This is a genomic window from Magnetospirillum sp. 15-1 (genome assembly GCF_900184795.1).
GTDB lineage: Bacteria > Pseudomonadota > Alphaproteobacteria > Rhodospirillales > Magnetospirillaceae > Phaeospirillum.
Genome location: NZ_FXXN01000027.1, coordinates 80475 through 101096, shown reverse-complemented (window position 1 = coordinate 101096; position 20622 = coordinate 80475). Strand labels below are relative to the sequence as shown.

Below are 20622 nucleotides of genomic sequence, written 5' to 3'. Positions count from 1 at the left end.
CCGATGGTCCCGAATGTCATCAGCGTGATTCAGCGCGGTTTCGAGGTTCTCGATGCCCTCAATTGCCCGACGGTGACCGATGTCCGCCATATCCACAGCATTACCAAGCTGCCGAAACCGACCATCGTCCGATTGTTGGAAACCATGTGCGCCCTTGGGTACGTGGCCCGGCGGGCCGAGGGAGGCTACGAACTCACATTCAAGGTTCTTGAATTGTCGCGAGGGTTCCAACCTGTCGACACCCATCAGCTGTTGACGGTCGCTCGCCCGGTTCTCAACTGGCTGCGGCAGCAAACGGCCGGCTGGCCATCGGACCTTGTGATTTGCGACACGGAGGCCATGGTGGTGCTCGATCCCGGCAACAGCGCCCGTGAATTGCCGATTACCCGGAATCGCGGGTATCGGCTGTCCATTGTCGGCTCGGCCACCGGACGGGCCCATCTCGCCTTCTGCACCGAGGAGGAGCGCGACAACCTGCTGCGCCGCATGATCGAGTATCCGGGGGTCTATTCGGGATGTCGGAACTCGGGTTCGCTGAGAGCCATTCTCGACAATATCCGCCAACGGGGCTTCGCCACTCGGGACTGCGAGATGGGGACGCCCACCCGCGCCATGGCGGTGCCGGTCATGGCGGATGGCAGGGTTGTCGCCTGTCTCAGCATCGTGACGTCGGCCAAGGCCATAACGCTGCATCAGATGGAACGATCATTCGCGCCGGCGCTGATCCAAGCTGCGTCAGGCATCGGGCAGCGCTACGTCAGCCATTGAGCGTCCCGACCTGCCATCGTCCGGGGTGGCAGAGATCCTCGGCCGACGGCGGGGATCACGTCCCGCTTATGCCACGAATGCGGCCAGTTGCGCGGCGTGATAGGTGGTCTTGTCGGCAAACGCCCTGGTGTTGTCGATCAGGGTCAGGGTATCGGGGACAAGGCGGTAGACCTTCGCCCGCGCCAGGGCCGAGGCCAATTCCGTCGGCCGGTCGGCCAGGCCGGCAAGGAAGCTGTAGCGCCGGCCCAGCAGCGCCAGTGCCCGCAGGGAATCCGCCAGTTCGGTGACCCGGGAGGCCGTGCCGCTGATCTGCAAGCCCCTGATCTGGCGAAAATCACCGTAATCGGGCGCGACGGTCGCCGAGACCCTGACCGAAGCTGCCGCGTCGATCGCCTGGGAATGCCGTGCCGCAGGGTCCGAAACCCAGAAGATCGTGAACCCCATATGGGAATACATCAGCGAACAGCAATGGGGCTGGCCGTCGCTGCAGACCGCCAGGGACAGGACGTGGTGGTCCGACAGGAAGTGGAACGCCTCTTTCACGGGTGCATCCATCTGGCTCGCGAGATTCCAAGATGGCGAAGGATCGAATCAATGGCGGCGAGACTGCTTCGACTTCCTTCCACCGGCAGGATCAGGAAAACGCCTCCGCCCAGCGTGGCCAGATGCCCAAGCCCCCGCCTTATGGGACCCGGCCCCGGCCCCAGATTTTCGGCGAGATCGGCGCCAAGGTCATGGCGATGGATCATGACCGGGGTGCGCCCTTCGACGACCGGAGCGCCGACGATCACCGCCAGGCTCTCCTGCCCGCCGCCGGAAGGGCGGAAGGCGAGGATGTGCGCGTCCTCGACCTGATCCAGCGGCAACCGAGCCTTGGCAACCAGCCTCAAGGGCGCTCGCTTTCCATGGGCCTGCATAGAGACGTCATTCCGCCGCGGCACTGACCCGGGACACGGAGGCATCGCCATGGGCCTCGCCGGTCCACCGGCGGAACAGGTCATGCTCGATGTCGAACTGATCCAGGGCCTTGCCGATGCTCTGATGGATCAGGTCCATGATGCTCTGCGGTCCATGATAGAAAGCCGGCATCGGAGGAAGAATGACGGCGCCCAGATCGGCGCAACGCGACATCAGTTCCAGGTGGCCCTTGTGCAGGGGAGTCTCGCGGACCATCAGAACCACTCGGCGCCGCTCCTTCAACGCCACATCCGTGGCGCGGACCACCAGATTGGCGGTGAACGAGTTGGCGATGGCCGACAGCGATTTGATGGTGCATGGAGCGACGACCACGCCCTTGGTCTTGAATGACCCGCTGGCCACCGAGGCGCCGATATCCTTGTTGTTGTGGACGACATCGGCAAGCGCCTGGACATCGTGGAGGGTGCAATCCGTCTCGATCTTCAGGTTGCGGACGGCCGACTCGCTGAGGATCAGGTGGGTCGGCTGGCCGATCCGCTTCAGGACCTTCAGCATCTCGACGCCATAGATCACGCCGGTCGCCCCGGTGATGGCGACAACCAAGGGTAGTGTCATGGTGGCTTCCTCCTGCTGTTCGCATCGGCCACGCCGGTACGTTCTCCATGGTAGTGTCGGGATACGACGATATGGAAAAGCCGCTTGCCGATCGTTCCGCCACGTGGAATGTCCCGCCGGAGCCGGGGCCATCTGCGGACGGGCGGCAACGATGGCATGAAACCGGCGGCTTCATGCCATCGCCGGAATCACACCGTGACCGTGTTGACGTCGTAGGTGAATATCCACTCGTAGCGATGGATGATGGCCTCGCGGCTCCATTCCCGATCCACATAGGCCTGGGCTCCGGCGACCGTCGCCAGAAGCGGATTGTGGAAGCGTTCGGTATTGGCCGTCGCGCCCAGTACCTTCTGGCGGGTGACGTCGATACGGGCCGCCTCGTAGCGGCGCAGGGTCTCGCCGATATCCGAGCCATGGGTCTCGAAGGCGCGGCCAAGGATGACGGCGTCTTCCAGAGCCATCACCGCCCCCTGGGCCAGGAACGGCAGGGTCGAATGACAGGCGTCCCCCAGCAAGGTGGTGTTGCCGACGGTCCAGCTCTCCATGGGGGGCCACCCCATCAGGGCCCACTTGAACAGTGATGGCGCCTTGGCAATCATGGTCTGGATGTCGGCATGCCAGCCGATGAAGTCGCCCATGCACTCCTCGACGGAGCCCTGGGTGCTCCAGGAATCGCTCTGCCACCCGGTGCGTTCGACGGTGGCGACGAAATTCATCAGCTTGCCGCCGCGCAGAGGATAGCAGACCACATGCGCGCCCGGCCCGACCCAGTTGGTGGCGACCCGGCGGGTCATGTGCTCGGGCAGGGTCTCCATGGGGATGACGCCGCGCCAGGCCATCATGCCGGTAAACCGGGCCTTGCTTTCGCCATGGAGAATGTTGCGGATCTTGGAATGCACGCCGTCGGCGCCGATCAGGACGTCGCCGGTGGCGGTGCCGCCGTTATCGAAGGCCAGCGTCACCTTGCCGCCGGTCTGGGTGCAGCCGACCACGCGGGTATTGAGATGGAGGGCGTCGGGCTTCAGTCTGGCGACTGCGTCGGCGAGAACCTGGAGCAGGTCGGGACGGAAGACGGTCAGATAGGGAAAGCCGTAGCGATTGATCGCCTCCTTACCCAGATCGAACAGCTTCCACGTCTGTCCGGTATTCCACAGGCGGATTTCCTTGCCCTCGGCCTTGGTGGAAAGGGCTTGGAGGGTTTCGAACACCCCCAGGGCGTGGAGCGCCCGGTTGCCGTTGGGGCTGATCTGGATGCCGGCTCCCACTTCGCGGAATTGTTCGGCCTGCTCGTAGATATCCACATCGAAGCCCTTCCTCAAAAGGGCCAGGGCCGCGGCCATGCCGCCGATGCCGCCGCCGGCGATCAGGATATGCGGTTTTCCCATTATGCTAACTCCTTGATTACTGTCGCTGTTTCGTTGGTGGTCGTCAGGGGGCGGCAGGCGGGGCCGCCTCGTCGCGGAAGAAGCCCAGCAGACGGAGTGTCGGCTCGTCCGAGACCTCGAGGATCAGCGCCTCGGAGGAGGCCGAGATCTCGAAGTCATGCCAGGATGGAACGCAGAACACATCGCCCACGGTCCATTCGAAGCTCTTGTTGCCGACCCGTGCCCGGCCGTTGCCCGAGGTCACCGCGAAGATGCGGCTGGCGGTGGTGCGAGCCGCGCCGGTCTCCGCTCCCTTGGGGGCCTGGATATAGGTCACGCTGACCGTGGGAATGTATTGCTGGGTCGGCAGGACCAGGCGCCGGGCGCCCCCGGGCAGGGTGGGCTGCGATCCGATCTCGGCCAGAACCCGCTTGCGGGTGAAGACGAAGGGACATGCGTCCGGGTCGGGGATGGACGTCACGGTCTGATGAACCGCCGGCAGGTCTTCCGCGAACATGGGCTCCAACCGGTGCACCAGGGGCACATCCAGAAAATCGATCCAATAGGCGTTCTTCTCACCCTCGTTGTAGTGGCTGTGCCAGTACCAGTTGGGGGTGAGAAGGAAGTCGCCGGCCCGCATGGGGATTTTCAGTCCGTTCACCACCGTGAACACCCCGGGGTCCGCATCCAGGATCAGCCGCATGGCGTTGGCGGTATGGCGGTGGGTCCGCGCATATTCGCCGGGGCGGATCATCTGATAGGCGGAAACGATGGTCCGAACCGTGTCGTAGTCATTGTCGTCGACCGGATTGAACATCAGCAGGTTACGCCGCTCGGCATCCTCGGTGCTCATCCATTCCCCGGCCCGGTCCAGGGCCATGGCGGCGTCGGCATAGCGCCAGTTCAGCGGCTGGAATCCGGTGCGCGGTTCGCGCCACAGCGACGGGCGCTTCTTGTGCCATCCCGCCGTCAGGTGGTTGTCGGCGAAGACCTTGTAGAGATCGTCGAGATTGCTGGTCGCCCGGATGTCGGCGATAACGTTGCGGTCCATGGGCATTCTCCTGATCAGATTGCTGCTTTCTGGAAGTCGTACGGCTTGGCGAAGACGACGTTTTGTCCGCGCCGGCCCTGGATGACGGGGACGCTCATGCGTCCGACGTTCTCGATTTCGATGGTGACGGTATCGCCATCCTTGATCGGCCCCACCCCGGCGGGAGTTCCGGTGGCGAACACGTCGCCGGGATAAAGGGTCGCCGCCGACGAGGCGACGGCGATCATGTTGGGGATATCGACGATCAGGTCCCTGGTGTTGGCCTGCTGGCGCAGTTCGTCATTGACCCAAAGGCGCATGTTGATGTCGGCGGGATCGGGAATCTCGTCGGCGGTGACGATCCAGGGGCCGACCGGGGTGAAGCTGTCGTAGGATTTGCGCATGACGCGCTCTTCCTTGCCACGCACTGTCACGTCGATCAGGCAGGCGTAGCCGAAGACGTGGTCCAGTGCGGATTCCACCGGAATTTGCCGCCCCTCCTTGCCGATGATCAGGCCCAGTTCGCATTCGTGATGAATCTGCCGCCCCGCGAGGTCGGGAAGCTCGATGGGGTCGTGGGGGCCGGACAGCGAGGAATTGGCTTTGAGGAAGAAGCCTTGGATGCTGGCCAGGCCGGTGGAGGCCATCTCGGCGGCGTGGTCGTGATAATTGACCGGATAGGCGATCAGCTTGTTGGGCCACGGTACCGGGGTATCCAGGCGGGCGCCTGCGAACGGCACCCCCTTATCCTCGGCCAGGATTTGCTCCAGAGCGGGACGGAGCGATTTAAAGTTCCGGATCAGGCGGTTGATGCCTACAGGCGGCCACTCGGCGGGGCCCGAGCCGCACAGGGCGCTGATATCGACGATCTTGCGCCCGTCGGTGATGCCGATGCGGCCCCCATCAAAGCGAACGATTTTCATGGTGTCTCCAGCCTTCTTGAAACCGAGAAGCCGTCATCATGTCGAAATGATATGACGTCTCACAAATACTCAACCATCCGGTTGGTTTGGAGTCAAGGTGTTCTGGAGAGATTCTGAACTGCCCCCCTGGGGCCGGCCCGCCCGTACGACGGAAGCCATGCGCGTGGAGGCCCCATCCAGTGGTTTGGGCGCTGTATCGAAACGTGGTTTGATCTAACGGCCGAGGGCCTTCAGCACCAGGGCCGCGAATTCCTCGGGCTTGTCGTGATGCACCCAGTGGCCGGCATCGGCGATATCGACGGCATCGGCCTGGCGGAAATGGCGATCCAACCCCAGGGCGCGGGCATCGCCCATCTTGCTTTCCGAGCCATGAACCAGCGTGACCGGGCAGGCGATTCGCGACCACAGCTCGATGGTGGCTGCGCGTTCGAACCGGCTTGGAGCCCGCGCCTTGAGGAGGGGGTCATATTTCCAGTTGACGCTGCCGTCCTGGCTCCTCCTGACGCCGTGGGCCGTCAGATGACGGATCAATGCGGGATCAAGGCGCGGGTGTTCGGCCTTCAGACGGGCCTCGGCCTCCTTGATGGAGGCGTAGGTCCGGTGGCCTCCGACGGTGAGGCTGTCGATCTGGTCGATCCAATGGGTCAGGCGCTTCTGAGTTTCATCGGGGCCATATATGGGCTCGGCCCTTTCCAGTTGCCACGTTCCCTCGATGGCGACCAGGGCCTTGACCCTGTCCGGGTACAGGCCGGCAAAATTCAGGCTGACCGCCGCGCCCATCGAATGGGCGACGATGGACACCGGATTGGCCGCCTGCTCCCGCAGGAGGCTGTGAAGGTCATAGACGAAGTCGTCCAGTGCGTACGTCCCGCCCACGACCCACTGGGAATTTCCGTGGCCTCGCAGGTCGGGCGCTATCACCCGATATCCGTTCCGGAGCACGCGAGCCATGGCGTCCCAACTGCGGCAGTGGTCGCGGTACCCGTGAACCAGCACCACGGTTTCCGAATTCTCCTGCCCCCATTCGGCTAAATGAAGCGTCAGCCGCCCGGAGGAATAGGTTCTGGAAATCGGTTCGTCGGCGTCGTTACCCATGATTTCCCGCTTCAATCGGGCCCAATGGCAAATCTCGGGGAGCACTATATCGCGGCCCACACCGGGTGTCCAGTAAACCAACCAAACAGTAGGTTGGTAATTTGATGGGCCGAGATTTTGCGTGGGCAATGGTGTCCGCGAACAGATCAGACGGCGACGGGGGCGGTGGCGATCCCGTTCAGGAAGATGTCCATGAAGACCTTAACCAACTCCTCGGTGCTGACCGAGTGTCCGGGGCGGCGCCAGCGTGGAATCCAGTTGAAGGCCCCGAACAGCATGGCCGTCGCCAGGCGAACATCGCAATTGCGAATGGAGCCGTCGGCGATCCCCTCCTCCAGCAGGCCGCGGGTCGTGAAGTCGAGCTTTCTCTGGAACTGCCGGATCTGCTCGCCGGTTTCCTCGCTCAACGGGCGCCGCCCGACGAGGCAAAGGCACCGGCCGAAATCGTTGTTCTGGGCTTCAATGATGATCGAGAAGAATTTCACCAGGCGGGTCACCGGCGGAATCGTCGTGTCCTTCATTTCGATCAATGTGTCTTCGTAGCCCGAAAGCGAGCGCTCAAGACACAGGTATAGTATTTCCTCCTTGCTCTTGATGTAATGATAAACTGTAGCTTTATGTATTTTTACGGCATCGGCGACATCGTCAAGTGATGTTGCATCGTATCCACGCTCACAAAAGAGCTTTGCCGACTCTATCAAGATCGTATCCAGTTTATTTATCCGATACGACTTCTTGGTTGGTGCTCTCTTTCTCGGTTTTTCCTGCTCTGCCATTGCTCTGGTTGCCTTTGTCTGTGGAAAAAGCGGCATGATCCGCCTTGTCTCCTGGCGGGTCAAACCGACCGGTTGGTCTGGAATTTCGAGAGAACTCTAACGTAATGCTGCGTCGCAGTAAACGGATCAGTTCCCTGCCGTTCGCCCGCGATAAGGGGGGATTCGCGAGCGTTCGCCCAGGGTCTGACGGATCGCTTCGAAAGATGATTGACAATCAACCAACCGGATGGTTGACTTGCGCTTGTCATCAAAAGCAACCGTCTGGTTGGATTGTATTTGATCTGGCCCACCGGCCGAGGCTGTGGGTGATGGCGTTCAGTGAAAGGGTTTCGGGGAATGCAGACGTACAAGTCTCCTTGGGTAAATGAGGAACTGGACATGCTTCGGGAAACCGCCCGCCGGTTTTTCGAGCGGGAGGTCGCCCCTCATGCGGAGCGCTGGCGCAAGAACAAGATCATCGATCGCGACGTCTGGCTGAAGGCCGGGGAACTCGGACTGCTGTGCGCCAGCGTGCCGCTGGAATACGGCGGCGGCGGTGGGACCTTCGCCCATGAGGCGGTGATCATGGAAGAGCAGGTCCGGGTGGTGGATACCGCGTTCGGCTTCGTTCCCGGCAGTGTGGGTGGTCCCCATCTCCTGCTCAACAGCGCCACCCACGAACAGGCGCTGAAGTGGATGCCGAAGCTGGCCACCGGCGAGCACGTCATCGCCGTATGCGCGACCGAGCCCGGCGCCGGCAGTGACGTCAAGACCATCCGGACGACCGCTCGCCGCGAAGGCGACGAATATGTGATCAACGGCAGCAAGACCTTCGTCACCCTGGGCAAGCAGGCCGATTGCGCCGTGGTGGCAGCCCGTACCGGCGGGCCGGGGGCGAAGGGGCTCTCGCTGTTCTATGTCGACACGCGCAATTCCCCCGGCTTCCAGGTTGGCCGCAATCTGGAGAAGATCGGGCAGGCCAGCCTCGATAATTGCGAGGTGTTCCTCGACGACCTGCGGGTGCCGGCGGAAAACCTGATCGGCGGGGTGGAGGGCGGCGCCTTCTCCAACCTGATGAGAGTATTCACGCGCGAGCGTCTGGCCATCGCGCTGACGGCCATCGCATCGGCCGAGCGCGCCATCGAATTGACCATCGACTACACCAAGCAACGCGAGATGTTCAATCAAACATTGTTCGATTTCCAGAATACGCGATTCAAGCTGGCCGAGTGCCTGACGGAAGCGCGTATTGGGAGGGTATTCGTCGACAGCTTAATCTTAAGACTCCTGGATGGGGAGGAACTGGACTCAACCGTAACGGCAATGGCCAAGTGGTGGAGCAGTCAAAAGCAGTGCGATATCATCGATCAATGCCTCCAGTTCTTTGGCGGCTATGGTTACATGATGGAATATCCCATTGCGCAGCTTTATGTCGACGCGCGCGTCCAGAAGATTTACGGCGGCTCGAACGAAGTCCTCAAGGATCTGATCTCCAGGTCGATGTAAATCCGCTCGCCGGTACGGCGGCCTTCAAGCGCGCCGGCTTCAAGCATGGGAGGAAGACGTGGCATTCATTAATGGTGAAATGATCGATTGCGGCGGTTCACCCTCGGCCGTGATCAATCCGGCCAATGGCGAGACCGTCGGCCATGTGCGCATGGCCGATGCCAAGGTCATGGCCAGGGCGATCGATGCGGCGGCGGCGGCCGGGAAGACCTGGGGGAATACCCTGGCGGCGGAGCGGGAACTGATCCTGATCCGCATGGCCGATATGGTCGAGACGCGGCGGGACGAACTGGTGTCGATCCTGATCGACGAGGCGGGTTCCACGTTCGGTAAGGCGATGTTCGAGGTGGAATTCACCGCCGCCATGCTGCGGTCGGCGGCTGGCGAGGCCCGGCGGATATTCGGCCATGTCATCCCGTCCGACGCTCCGGGGACGTTGTCCTTGACCATCCGTCGCCCGCTGGGGGTGGTCGGTGCCATCGCCCCGTTCAATTATCCCTTCCTGCTGGGCACCAAGAAGATCTGCATGGCCCTTGCCGCCGGCAATACCGTGGTGCTGAAGCCCTCGGAAGAGACGTCCCTGATCGGGTTGAAGTCGGCCGAGATTTTCCAGGCGGCCGGGTTGCCGGCCGGCGTGCTCAACGTGGTCCCCGGCGACGGCGCGACCTTGGGCAAGGTGCTGGTGGAGGACCCGCGCGTCCGGCTGATTTCCTTTACCGGATCGACGCGGGTCGGCCGCCTGCTTGCCACCCAATGTGCCGGGCAAGGAAAGAAGATCACCCTGGAGATGGGCGGCAAGAGCCCGCTGGTGGTGCTTGGCGACGCCGATGTCGACTATGCGGTCAAGACCGCTGCGTTCGGGATTTTCAGCCATCAGGGCCAAATCTGCATGGCCGGCTCGCGCATCATCGTCGAGGCGGGGATTTACGACGCCTTCCTCGATCGCTTCGTCGCCAAGGTTAAGACGCTGAAGATGGGCGATCCTCGTCAGCCCGATACGGTTATCGGGCCGCTGATCCGGCGGTCCCAATGCGCCTTCGTGGCCGAGCGCATCGCCGGGGCCGTCAAGGCGGGTGCCCGCGTGCTCTGTGGCGGTCACTCCACCGGCAATTTCTTCGAGCCTACCGTGATCGCCGACGTGGTTCCGGCCATGGCGGTCTTCCGTGAGGAATTGTTCGGGCCGGTGGCCAGCGTGATCAAGGCGCGCGATGCCGAGCATGCCCTGGAACTGGCCAACGACAGTTGCTACGGCCTGTCCTCGGCCGTCCTCACCAATGATCTCCAGCTTGCCATGAGGTTCGCGCAAGAGCTGGAGAGCGGCATCGTCCATATCAACAGCTCCACCATCGAAGACAACCCGCACGCTCCTTTCGGCGGTGTCAAGGATTCGGGCATGGGGCGGGAGGGGGGGCAGTGGTCAATGGAAGAAATGACCGAGACCAAATGGATCACCATTCAACAAGGTGTGCGTGAGTATCCATTCTAATAAATCTACAAACAGCAAATAAAAATATAACAAAACACCAAAACAGGAAGGCGCCATCGTTCCGTCGGAAGGGTGGGAAACGAACAGGAGGGGTCCAATGAAAGGTAATAGAACACCTATTTCCGCCATCATCGGGTTGGCGTTATGTGGAGGAGCAGGGGCGGCCCATGCGGGGGCGGCCGAGGATCAACTTGAAAAGCTCAACCAGCAGATCAAGTCTCTGCAGGAAAGCGTCAGGGACCTGCAGGCCAAGCAGGGAGAGGTGAGCAAGTCCACGGTCGCGGCCTCTGCCGCTGGGGCTCCGCTTCCGGACAGCGTGCCCCCGGGATTCATCGGCGTTCCCGGAACCCAAACCTCTGTCCGTCTGGGCGGTGCCATCATGCTCGAGGGCATGTTCGACGTCGGGCAGAAGGGGCCGGAGGGGACCATCGCCGCCGGCGTCGCCGTCAACAGCCCGAACAACGCCTCGAACAATCCCTACCGGAAAGGGTATACCCGGTTCAGCGCCAAGTATACCCAACTGGAATTCGAGAGCCGTACCAAGCTGCAGGATGGCGAGACACTTCGCGCCTTCGCCGCCATGGACTTCGCCGGAACCACCACTGCGAACCCCGTGGTGCAAAGTTCGACCAACGCCTACGTCCCGCGTTTGCGCGAAGCCTATCTGACCTACGGGAACTGGCTGGTGGGGCAGACCGCGCCGATCTTCGCCGACCCGGCTTCGATCACCGAGCCGCTGGATGCCGGCCTCCACCATTCCGGCATGAATCTCAACCGCATGCCGCAGATCACCTATACCTATCCTTACGACAAGAACACCAAGCTGGCGGCCTCGCTGGTCGGCCCCGCGTCGTCCTACACCACCTGGAACAATGTCCAGGAATCGGAATACGACAGCGGCACCCAGGGCGCCAGGGCCATTTCCACCTATCCGGATCTCAACGTGGCGGCGACCTATGAAGATACCTGGGGCCACGTCATGGGGCACGGTATGGCACGTCAGATCCGTTCGGACGATTCCATCAAGGACACATCGGTCTTCGGGTGGGGCGTCGGCCTTACCGGCCATTTCAATGTTCCGCTGGGCGCCACCGACATAACCGGGGGCACCTCGCGCTTCAACTACGGCCTCAATTATGGCGACGGTATCGCCAACTACATCACCGACCTGGGTTACCAGGGGGCCGTCATGGACCCGCGCGGGAACCTCCACTCGGTCAAGGCCTTGGGGTGGTATGGCGGCTATACCCAGGTTTGGGACCCGAACTGGCGCAGTAGTGTCCGCTACAGTGAAAGCCTGTCGGACAAGTCGAATTTCCTCAGCAACGCGGCTGCCGCCGCCTGGAACACCAAGCTGGATCTGTTCGGCGTGAACACCGTCTATCAGATGACGCCAAAGTGGAAGTTCGGTTTGGAATGGGAATGGCAGTATCGCCAGGTCCAGGACCGGTCGGACGGCCATTCCAGCCGGTGGGTCACCTTCACGAAGCTCAGTTTCTGACATCGGCGGGAGGGGGCGTCCCCCCCCTCCCATATGGCCGTGGCATATGATGGCTTGGGCGCCCGTGCCGCCGTCTTGTCCGAAAGAGCGGCGATGGGGTGGTGTGTCACGGAATGTCAGGTGGGTTGACCATCGGCGGCTTTGAACGCGGCCGCGTCGCGGCATACAAACAACATAAATAATGATCGGGCATCGATAAGCCTGATCGGAGGAGGGCGTCATGAGTGAGCCGGCCAAGATACAAAATGTTGTCCCGCCGATGACATACTCGGCAAAATACCGAGCATGGCTCCTGTTTCTTCTCGTGCTCGTATATGCGTGTAGTTTTCTTGACCGAATCATTATTGCGATCTTAGCGAGGCCGATCAAAGCCGATCTGTCCCTGAGTGACTTCCAGCTTGGACTTCTCGGGGGCCTCGCCTTCGCCCTGTTATATGCCGTCGCCGGTATTCCCATGGGGCGCATGGCGGAGAAAAAACGTCGGATCAACGTCATTTCCGCCAGCATTGTTGCCTGGTCGGGCTTCGCGGCGCTCTGCGGTCTGGCCCAGAATTTCTGGCAGATGGTGCTGTTCCGGGCTGGCGTCGGCATCGGTGAAGCCGGTGGAACACCGGCGGCCCATTCGCTGATCGCCGACCATTTCCCCCCGGAACGGCGGGCCACCGCCTTGTCCATCTATGCCCTGGGCGTTCCCGTCGGCATTCTGATCGCCTCGTTCGCCGGCGGTTGGCTGGCTCAGATGTTCGGCTGGCGTTACACCTTCGTGGTCTTGGGCTTGCCGGGAATGGCCATCGGCATGCTCACCTATTTCACCCTGCACGAGCCGCGTCGAGGATTGTCGGACGGAGCCAATTCCGCGGCAAGTTCCGATGCCGTCCCCCCAATGACGGCCGTGCTTAAGCGCGTGTGGTCCATGCACGGGGCGCGGCACATGATCATCGGCACGACGGTGGGCGCCTTCGCCCTTCAGGGGATCAACCAGTTCATTCCCATCTATCTCGGCCGTGTCTTCGACATGGGCCTGGCCAAGGCGGGTTTTACCTTCGGGATCATCGTCGGTATCGGTGGGCTGATCGGAATCGCGCTCGGGGGATATCTGTCCGATCGTCTGGCGGTGTGGGACAAGCGCTGGTACGGGTGGGTGCCGGGCTTGGCGACCCTCGGCGCGGTTCCGATCGCGGCCTATGGCTTTCTGAGCAACAACGTGACCGAAGCGACAGTCGCCATCTTCGGCTACATCGTTCTCGTCATGGTCTGGAATGGCCCGACATTCAGCGTCGTCCATGCCTCGGTTCATCCCCGCATGCGGGCATCGTCCACCGCCCTGGTTCTGCTGGTCATCAGCGTGATCGGACATGGAATGGGGCCGGCGGTGATCGGCTTTGCCAGCGACTGGTTCGCGACGCGGGCGTTCACCGGCGCCGGTGTCTATCACGCCGCCTGCGTGGCCGGAATGGCGTCGCTTCAGCCGGGGTCGGAACTGGCTGCGGCGTGCGCCAAGGCGTCGGCGGAGGGAATTCGCTTCGGCATGCTGTCGTTCGTTCCGCTGATTGGATGGGCGGGGCTTCATTATGTCTGGGCGAGTGTGTCGCTGCGTTCCGACCTGAAGCAAGTTCCGGCCGGTCACGAGCATCCCTCTCTGGCCGTCGCCGTCGCCGAGACCGAGAGCTGATCCGGAAAATCAAATAAGGGGGGCATGGTGACATGCCCGCCGCCTGTTGTTCATGGAGGCGTGTCAGTGAAAGGTTCCTATTCCCAGGTCGTCGACTACGTCGTGATCGGCGCGGGGACGGCAGGCTGTGTCGTGGCGCGCCGTCTGGCGGAAGCGGGCGGGCATTCGGTCCTGCTGCTCGAGGCCGGCGGCGCCGACCGCAACCCTTTTATCCATATGCCGGTGGGATTTCTGAAGACTCTCCAGAATCCCTCGTTGAGCTGGGGATATACCAGCGAACCCGAACCTAATCTGGGGGGGCGGGAAATTCCCATTCCCCGGGGAAAAGTGCTGGGCGGGTCGTCGTCCATCAACGGGCTGTTCCATATTCGAGGTCATGCCCGGGATTTCGACGAGTGGCGTGAACTCGGCAACGAAGGTTGGGGCTATGCCGATGTCTTGCCCTATTTCAAGCGCTCGGAGAGCAGTTGGAGGGGGGATGGTCCCTATCACGGCGGCGAGGGGCCACTGTCGGTCAAGGCCATCGATACCGCCAAGCTGCTGCACGAGCCGTTGAAGCAGGCGGCGGTCAATGCGGGATATCTTTTTTCCGAGGATTATGACGGCGCCGTCCAGGAAGGCTTCGCCAAGGGCGAGGTCGCCATCAATCGGCGGGGGCGCCGCGCCAGTTCCGCCGAGGCGTATTTGCGAAAGGGCGGCAAGCCTTCCAATCTGACGGTATGGACCGGGGCCCTGACCCACCGCATCCTGATCGAGAACAATCGGGCGGTTGGGCTCGAGTGCGTTCGCGGGGGCGAGCTTCATCGTATCAAGGTGGAAGGCGAGATCATCTTGTCGGGTGGAGCCTACAACTCCCCCCAGCTTCTGATGCTCTCCGGGATCGGACCCGCCAACGACCTGCGCCGGGTGGGCGTCAAGCCGATCCTGGACCTTCCGGGGGTCGGCCGGAATCTGATCGAGCATCCCCGGCTGCCGCTGCGCTTTACCGCCTCGGCTCCGGTGACGTTCACCAACGAATTGCGCCTCGACCGGGCCATCATGTCTTTCTTCAATTGGGCCTTGTTCGGCAAGGGACCGTTCGCGACCCAGATATGCAGCGGGACCGTGCTGCTTCGAACCGATCCGTCACTGGATCGGCCCGATATCCAATTGCTGTGCAATCCGGTGGGCTTCGACGCCAGACTCTGGGTCCCCGGCCTGATCCGGCCGCGGGAGCATTCCTTTTATATTACCGTCTGCCTGGTCCATCAGAAGAGCCGTGGCCACGTGACGCTGCGTTCGTCCAATCCGGCCCATTCCCCACGCATATTCCTTAATCTGCTGTCGGCGCCCGAAGATGCCGTCGCCCTGCGGGAAGGCCTCAAGGCGGCGCGCTCCATATACCGGACCGAACCCCAGGCCGCCATCACCGGCGCCGAGACCATTCCGGGCGCTCATATCGCCTCCGACCAGGATATCGACCTCGCCATGCGCGATCTGCTCGGGATCACTCACCATCCCGTGGGGACCTGTCGCATGGGAAGCGATGCCGACGCCGTGGTGGATTCGCGGCTGCGTGTCCACGGTATCGAGGGGCTGCGGGTGGCCGACGCCTCGATCATGCCGACCATTCCCGGCGCCAATACCAACGCCGCCACCGTGATGGTCGGCGAGAAGGCGGCCGACTTGATCCTCGGCTTGCTGCTGCCGCCGGAATACCCGTGATCGGGCTTTTTCCCAGGTTCTGGAGATGAAGATGAGCATTCAATCCGTCGCCGATCTCAGGAGAGAATTTCTCGGCAAGCCGCTCGACCTCCATATCGGCGGCCGCTGGGTACCGTCTTGTTCCGGTGCCCGCTTCGATATCGTCGACCCATCCTCCGGCGAGCCTTTCGCCACGGTCGCCGACGGCGGGGCGGCCGATATCGACCTGGCCGTCCAGGCGGCCCGAGCCGCCTTCGAGAACGGGCCGTGGCGATCCATGCCGCCATCCGAGCGGGCCAGGCTGCTGTGGAAGCTGGCCGATGCCGTCGAGCGGGATGGCGACCATCTGGCGTTGATCGAGACGTTGAATACCGGCAAGCCGCTGCGGGTGGCCCGGGCATTCGACGTCCATCTGGCGGTGGAGAGTATCCGCTATAATTCCGGTTGGGCGACGAAGCTGGGTGGCGTCACCCATCCCATGTCGCAGGCCGGTGAATGGCACGCCTTCACGGTGCGCGAGCCCGTCGGGGTGGCGGGCCAGATCGTGACCTTCAACGTTCCCCTGACCATGGCCGCCAACAAGATGTCGGCCGCCCTTGCCGCCGGATGCACGGTGGTCCTGAAGCCTGCCGAGCAGACGCCGCTGACCGCCATTCGATTGGGGCAACTGGCCGAGATGGTGGGTTTCCCACCCGGCGTGATCAACATCGTCTTCGGACGAGGAAAGGAGACCGGGGTCGCCCTGGTCGAGCATCCCGACGTGGATAAGGTTTCGTTCACCGGTTCCACCGCGGTGGGCAAGGCCGTCCTGGCGGCGGCGGGCGGCAATCTGAAGCGCGTGACCCTGGAACTGGGCGGTAAATCACCGGTTGTCATTCTTCCCGATGCCGATATCGAGCGGGCGATGGACGCGGCCACCATGGGGGTCTTCGGCAATTCCGGCCAGGTATGCGCCGCCGGGTCGCGGCTGTTGGTCCACGGCAGCATCTATGACCGCGTGGTGGAGGGGATCGCCCGGCGGGCCGGCATGCTCAAGGTCCGGCCCGGACTCGATCCCGAATGCGATATCGGCCCGGTGATTTCTTCGGCCCAGGTCCAGCGGGTCCTGGGCTATATCGATGGAGCCCGTCGGGACGGCGCGGAACTGGTGTGCGGCGGGCGACGTCCCGACCGTCCCGGCTACTTTATCGAGCCGGCGGTTCTGGCCGGGACCCGTCCCGACATGGCGGTGGTGCGCGAAGAGATTTTCGGGCCGGTGGCCTGCGTCATGCCCTTCGATGACTGTGATCCCGACGCCATTGCCCGGCTGGCCAATGACAGTGTTTTCGGCCTTTCGGCTTCCATCTGGACCCGTGATATCGGGCTTGCCCATCGGCTGGCCCGGCGGATCAAGGCCGGCAGTGTCAAGGTGAATGCTTCCGCCGCTCTGGATTTCGGCCTGCCTTTCGGCGGCCAGAAGCAGTCGGGATGGGGGCGCGAGAATGGCCGTGAAGGGGTCGAGGAATATACCGAGCTGAAGTCGGTCGCCGTCTGTCTGTGACCGGCCTGGAGGGGTGGACCAATGAGTGAGTGGAAATGTCGCAAATGAAAGTCCTGGTCGCGATCAAGCGGGTGATCGACTACAACGTGAAGATTCGGGTGAAGTCGGACGGTTCGGGCGTCGAGACGCAGAACGTCAAGTTCTCCATGAACCCGTTCGACGAGATCGCGGTGGAGGAGGCGGTTCGCCTCAAGGAAGCCGGCAAGGCCGCCGAGGTGGTGGTGGTGTCGGTGGGTCCGGCGGCGGCATCGGAGACGCTGCGCACCGCTCTGGCCATGGGCGCCGACCGCGGCATCCTGGTGTCTTGTGACGACGAGGTCCAGCCGCTGGCCGTCGCCAAGGTCCTGAAGGCCCTGGTGGACAAGGAGGCCCCTGGCCTGATCATCCTGGGCAAGCAGGCCATTGACGACGACAGCAACCAGACCGGCCAGATGCTGGCGGCGCTGCTGGGCCGCCCCCAGGGCACCTTCGCCTCCAAGGTGGAAATTGTCGGCGACGCCATCACGGTGACCCGCGAGGTGGACGGCGGCCTGGAGACGGTGAGCCTCAGGCTGCCGGCGGTGGTGACCACCGATCTGCGCCTCAACGAGCCGCGCTACGCGTCCCTGCCCAACATCATGAAGGCCAAGAAGAAGCCCATCGACACGGTCTCGCCGGCCGATCTGGGCGTCGACGTGGCGCCGCGTCTGGTGACGCTGAAGGTCGAGGAGCCGCCCAGGCGCAAGGCCGGCATCAAGGTGCCCGACGTGGCCGCCCTGGTCGACAAGCTGAAGAACGAAGCCAAAGTCATTTAACACTTCATCGTCATGGCCGGGCTCGACCCGGCCATCCACGACGGTGCCGCAGCACCCAGGATCGAGGCGCGGCACGGCCGTGGATACCCGGACCAAGTCCGGGCATGACGACGGGAAAGGGACGAACGAATGACCATTCTGGTTCTAGCCGAGCACGAGGGCGGCGCTCTCAAGGCCGCCACGCTGAACACCGTCACCGCCGCCGCCAGGATCGGCGGCGATGTGCACGTCCTGGTCGCCGGAAGCGGCATCGCCGCCGTGGCCGAGGCCGCCGCCAAGGTGGCGGGTGTGGCCAAGGTGCTGTCGGCCGACGCCGCCCTTTACGCCAACCATCTGGCCGAGCCCCTGGCCGCCCTGGTGGTGAGCCTGGCCAGCGGCTACAGCCACATCCTGGCGCCCGCCACCACGGGGGGCAAGAACGTGGCGCCCCGCGTCGCGGCGCTGCTCGACGTGGCCCAGGTGTCGGAGATCACCGGCGTGGTGTCCCCCGACACCTTCATCCGCCCGATCTATGCCGGCAACGCGCTCGCCACCGTGCAGTCCAAGGACGCGGTCAAGGTGATCACCGTGCGCGGCACCGGCTTCGAGGCGGCCAAGGCCGAGGGTGGTTCCGCCGCCGTCGAGAGTGTGGCCGCCGCCGCCGACCCGGCCCTGTCGTCCTATGTGGGCAGCCAGCTCAGCAAGTCCGAGCGTCCCGAGCTGACCAGCGCCCGCATCATCATCTCGGGCGGGCGCGGCATGCAGTCGGGCGACAACTTCCCGCTGCTCGAAGCGGTGGCCGACAAGCTGGGCGCCGCAGTGGGGGCTTCGCGCGCCGCCGTCGACGCCGGCTTCGTGCCCAACGACTTCCAGGTGGGCCAGACCGGCAAGATCGTCGCCCCCGACCTCTACATCGCCGTCGGCATCTCGGGCGCCATCCAGCACCTGGCCGGCATGAAGGATTCCAAGGTCATCGTCGCCATCAACAAGGACGAAGAGGCCCCCATCTTCCAGGTCGCCGATTACGGCCTGGTCGCAGACCTCTTCAAGGTGTTGCCTGAACTTTCCGCCGCTCTGGGAGGCTGATCCATGTCCACCTACATTCCGCCGCTCAGAGACATCCGTTTCACCATGGAAGAGGTGGTGGGCCTTGATGCCGTCACCGCCCTGCCCGGCTTCGAGGATGCCACCTCGGATACCGCCGATTCCATCCTGACCGAGGCCGGCCATATCGCCGAGGGCGTGCTGTCGCCCTTGAACCGGGTCGGCGACCAGGAAGGCGCCGTTCAGGAGAACGGCGTGGTGCGCACCGCGCCGGGCTGGAAGGAAGCCTGGGCCACCATCGTCGACGGCGGCTGGAACGGCCTGCCCTTCTCGCCCGATTTCGGCGGCATGGGCCTACCCAACCTGTTCAACCACGCCGTCCACGAGATGTGGCAGGCCGCCAACATGGCCTTCACCCTCAACCCCATGCTGACCCAGGGCGCCGTCAATGCCCTGTCGCTGTACGGCTCGGATGAGCAGAAGGCTTATTATCTGCCCAAGATGGTCGCCGGCGAGTGGACCGGCACCATGAACCTGACCGAGCCCCAGGCCGGCTCGGATCTGGCCGCCATCCGCACCAGGGCCGTTCCCGATGGCGACAAATTCCGCCTTTCGGGCCAGAAGATCTTCATCACCTATGGCGACCACGACCTGACCGGCAACATCGTCCATCTGGTCCTGGCCCGCCTGCCCGATGCGCCCGCCGGGGTCAAGGGCATCTCGCTGTTCGTGGTGCCCAAGATCCTGCCCGACGGCAGCCGCAACGACGTCAAATGCGTGTCGCTGGAGCACAAGCTGGGCATCCACGGCAGCCCCACGGCGGTGATGAGCTTCGGCGACCACGAGGGCGCCCTGGGCGAGTTGGTGGGCCAGCCCCATCGCGGCCTGGAATATATGTTCGTGATGATGAACCACGCCCGTCTGGCCGTCGGCCTGCAGGGTCTGGCCATCGCCGAGCGCGCCTACCAGCAGGCCCGCTCCTACGCCCGTGACCGCGTGCAGGGCAAGCCGGCGGGCTGGACCGGTTCGGGTGCGGCCGGCATCGTCCATCACCCGGACGTCCGCCGCCTGCTGATGACCATGAAAAGCGGCGTCGAGGCCATGCGCGGCATCCACTACACCGCCGCCGCCCTCTCCGACATCGCCCACCACCATCCCGAGCCCAATAGCCGCTACGAGGCCAGCCAGCGGCTCGAGTTCCTGACCCCCATCGCCAAGGGCTGGTGCACCGAACTGGGCCAGCACATCGCCTCGCTGGGCGTCCAGGTCCATGGCGGCATGGGCTATATCGAGGAAACCGGCGCCGCCCAGCATCTGCGCGACGCCCGCATCACCACCATCTACGAAGGCACTACCGCCATCCAGGCCAACGACCTGATCGGCCGCAAGATCCTGCGCGACAAGGGAGCCTTCGCCCACACCATGCTGGCCGAGATCGCCGGCCTGGCCGCCGAGCTGTCGGCCAGCGGGCTCGCCTCTCTGAAGGCCGTCGGCGGCAGGCTGTCGGAAGGGACCGCCGCCGCCGCCCGGGTGGTCGACTGGCTGGTCGGCTCGGCCGCCGAGGACCCGCGTCTGGCCGCCGCGGCGGCCGTTCCCACCCTGGACCTGATGGGCATCGTGGTCGGTGGGCAGCAGATGGCCCTGGCCGCCAAGGTCGCCAAGGCGGCCATGGATGAAGGCCGCGACCATGACGGTTTCTATGCCGCCAAGCTGGCCACCGCCCACTTCTATGCCGAGCATGTCCTGCCCCAGGCCGTTGCCCTGGAGCGCACGGTGATCAACGGCTCATCCACCGTCATGGCGGTGGACGAAGCCATCCTTTAGCCGTCGGCGGCTCTCGACGGCTCTCGGTTCCGCGGGTTCGAGTCCTCTGCCGGAATCGCTGTGTCTCCCTTCACGAGCCAGACTTCAAGGCCGGACGGCAACGTCCGGCCTCTCTTTTTGCCAAC

The 20622-nt window shown here is 63.5% G+C and carries 18 protein-coding genes; 10 read left to right on the top strand and 8 right to left on the bottom strand.

The window, feature by feature from the left end; genetic code table 11:
- Nucleotides 1-3: 3 nt before the first annotated feature.
- The gene (locus CP958_RS18660) at nt 4-768 is read left to right on the top strand and encodes an IclR family transcriptional regulator C-terminal domain-containing protein (RefSeq protein WP_170959031.1); all 765 of its coding nucleotides are present in this window, start codon (nt 4-6) and stop codon (nt 766-768) included.
- A gap of 66 nt (nt 769-834) precedes the next feature.
- Here CP958_RS18660 and CP958_RS18655 read toward each other — a convergent pair whose 3' ends face one another.
- From CP958_RS18655 to CP958_RS18620, 8 genes are all read right to left on the bottom strand, one after another.
- On the bottom strand, nt 835-1311 hold the full coding sequence (locus CP958_RS18655; protein ID WP_170959030.1) for a pyridoxamine 5'-phosphate oxidase family protein: 477 nt from the start codon (nt 1309-1311) through the stop codon (nt 835-837).
- Entirely contained in the window at nt 1308-1658 is a 351-nt protein-coding gene (locus CP958_RS26015; RefSeq protein WP_141400572.1) for a hypothetical protein, read from the bottom strand. Before CP958_RS26015 ends, CP958_RS18655 begins: the two co-directional genes overlap by 4 nt.
- A 34-nt stretch (nt 1659-1692) precedes the next feature.
- A complete protein-coding gene (locus CP958_RS18645) occupies nt 1693-2301 on the bottom strand; it encodes a UbiX family flavin prenyltransferase (RefSeq protein WP_096703717.1) in 609 nt (202 codons plus the stop codon).
- Nucleotides 2302-2489: 188 nt separating this feature from the next.
- The gene (locus CP958_RS18640) at nt 2490-3686 is read right to left on the bottom strand and encodes an FAD-dependent monooxygenase (protein ID WP_096703716.1); all 1197 of its coding nucleotides are present in this window, start codon (nt 3684-3686) and stop codon (nt 2490-2492) included.
- Nucleotides 3687-3729: 43 nt separating this feature from the next.
- Nucleotides 3730-4716 carry a cupin domain-containing protein gene (locus CP958_RS18635; RefSeq protein WP_096703715.1) on the bottom strand — a complete coding sequence of 329 codons (987 nt, stop codon included), beginning with the start codon at nt 4714-4716 and terminating at the stop codon, nt 3730-3732.
- Between the two features lie 14 nt (nt 4717-4730).
- Nucleotides 4731-5618 (bottom strand): fumarylacetoacetate hydrolase family protein, encoded by an 888-nt coding sequence (locus CP958_RS18630; protein ID WP_096703714.1) that lies wholly within the window; start codon nt 5616-5618, stop codon nt 4731-4733.
- Between the two features lie 213 nt (nt 5619-5831).
- On the bottom strand, nt 5832-6713 hold the full coding sequence (locus CP958_RS18625) for an alpha/beta hydrolase (protein WP_141400571.1): 882 nt from the start codon (nt 6711-6713) through the stop codon (nt 5832-5834).
- Between the two features lie 146 nt (nt 6714-6859).
- Entirely contained in the window at nt 6860-7525 is a 666-nt protein-coding gene (locus CP958_RS18620) for a TetR/AcrR family transcriptional regulator (RefSeq protein ID WP_141400570.1), read from the bottom strand.
- A 300-nt stretch (nt 7526-7825) separates the two neighbouring features.
- Here CP958_RS18620 and CP958_RS18615 point away from each other — a divergent pair, with 300 nt between their 5' ends.
- From CP958_RS18615 to CP958_RS18575, 9 genes are all read left to right on the top strand, one after another.
- Complete coding sequence (locus CP958_RS18615) at nt 7826-8974, top strand: acyl-CoA dehydrogenase family protein (RefSeq protein ID WP_096703711.1); 1149 nt, start codon at nt 7826-7828, stop codon at nt 8972-8974.
- Between the two features lie 58 nt (nt 8975-9032).
- A complete protein-coding gene (locus CP958_RS18610; RefSeq protein ID WP_197706426.1) occupies nt 9033-10460 on the top strand; it encodes an aldehyde dehydrogenase family protein in 1428 nt (475 codons plus the stop codon).
- A 97-nt stretch (nt 10461-10557) separates the two neighbouring features.
- Nucleotides 10558-11961: a DcaP family trimeric outer membrane transporter gene (locus tag CP958_RS18605; protein ID WP_141400569.1), complete on the top strand. Its 1404-nt coding sequence runs from the start codon at nt 10558-10560 to the stop codon at nt 11959-11961.
- Nucleotides 11962-12181: 220 nt separating this feature from the next.
- The gene (locus CP958_RS18600; protein WP_096703708.1) at nt 12182-13633 is read left to right on the top strand and encodes an MFS transporter; all 1452 of its coding nucleotides are present in this window, start codon (nt 12182-12184) and stop codon (nt 13631-13633) included.
- Between the two features lie 66 nt (nt 13634-13699).
- Entirely contained in the window at nt 13700-15337 is a 1638-nt protein-coding gene (locus tag CP958_RS18595) for a GMC family oxidoreductase N-terminal domain-containing protein (protein WP_170959029.1), read from the top strand.
- 31 nt (nt 15338-15368) lie between these two features.
- Entirely contained in the window at nt 15369-16856 is a 1488-nt protein-coding gene (locus CP958_RS18590) for an aldehyde dehydrogenase family protein (RefSeq protein ID WP_197706425.1), read from the top strand.
- A 44-nt stretch (nt 16857-16900) separates the two neighbouring features.
- The gene (locus tag CP958_RS18585) at nt 16901-17650 is read left to right on the top strand and encodes an electron transfer flavoprotein subunit beta/FixA family protein (RefSeq protein WP_096703705.1); all 750 of its coding nucleotides are present in this window, start codon (nt 16901-16903) and stop codon (nt 17648-17650) included.
- Between the two features lie 129 nt (nt 17651-17779).
- The gene (locus CP958_RS18580; protein WP_096703704.1) at nt 17780-18715 is read left to right on the top strand and encodes an FAD-binding protein; all 936 of its coding nucleotides are present in this window, start codon (nt 17780-17782) and stop codon (nt 18713-18715) included.
- Between the two features lie 3 nt (nt 18716-18718).
- Nucleotides 18719-20497 carry an acyl-CoA dehydrogenase gene (locus CP958_RS18575; protein WP_096703703.1) on the top strand — a complete coding sequence of 593 codons (1779 nt, stop codon included), beginning with the start codon at nt 18719-18721 and terminating at the stop codon, nt 20495-20497.
- Nucleotides 20498-20622 lie beyond the last annotated feature (125 nt).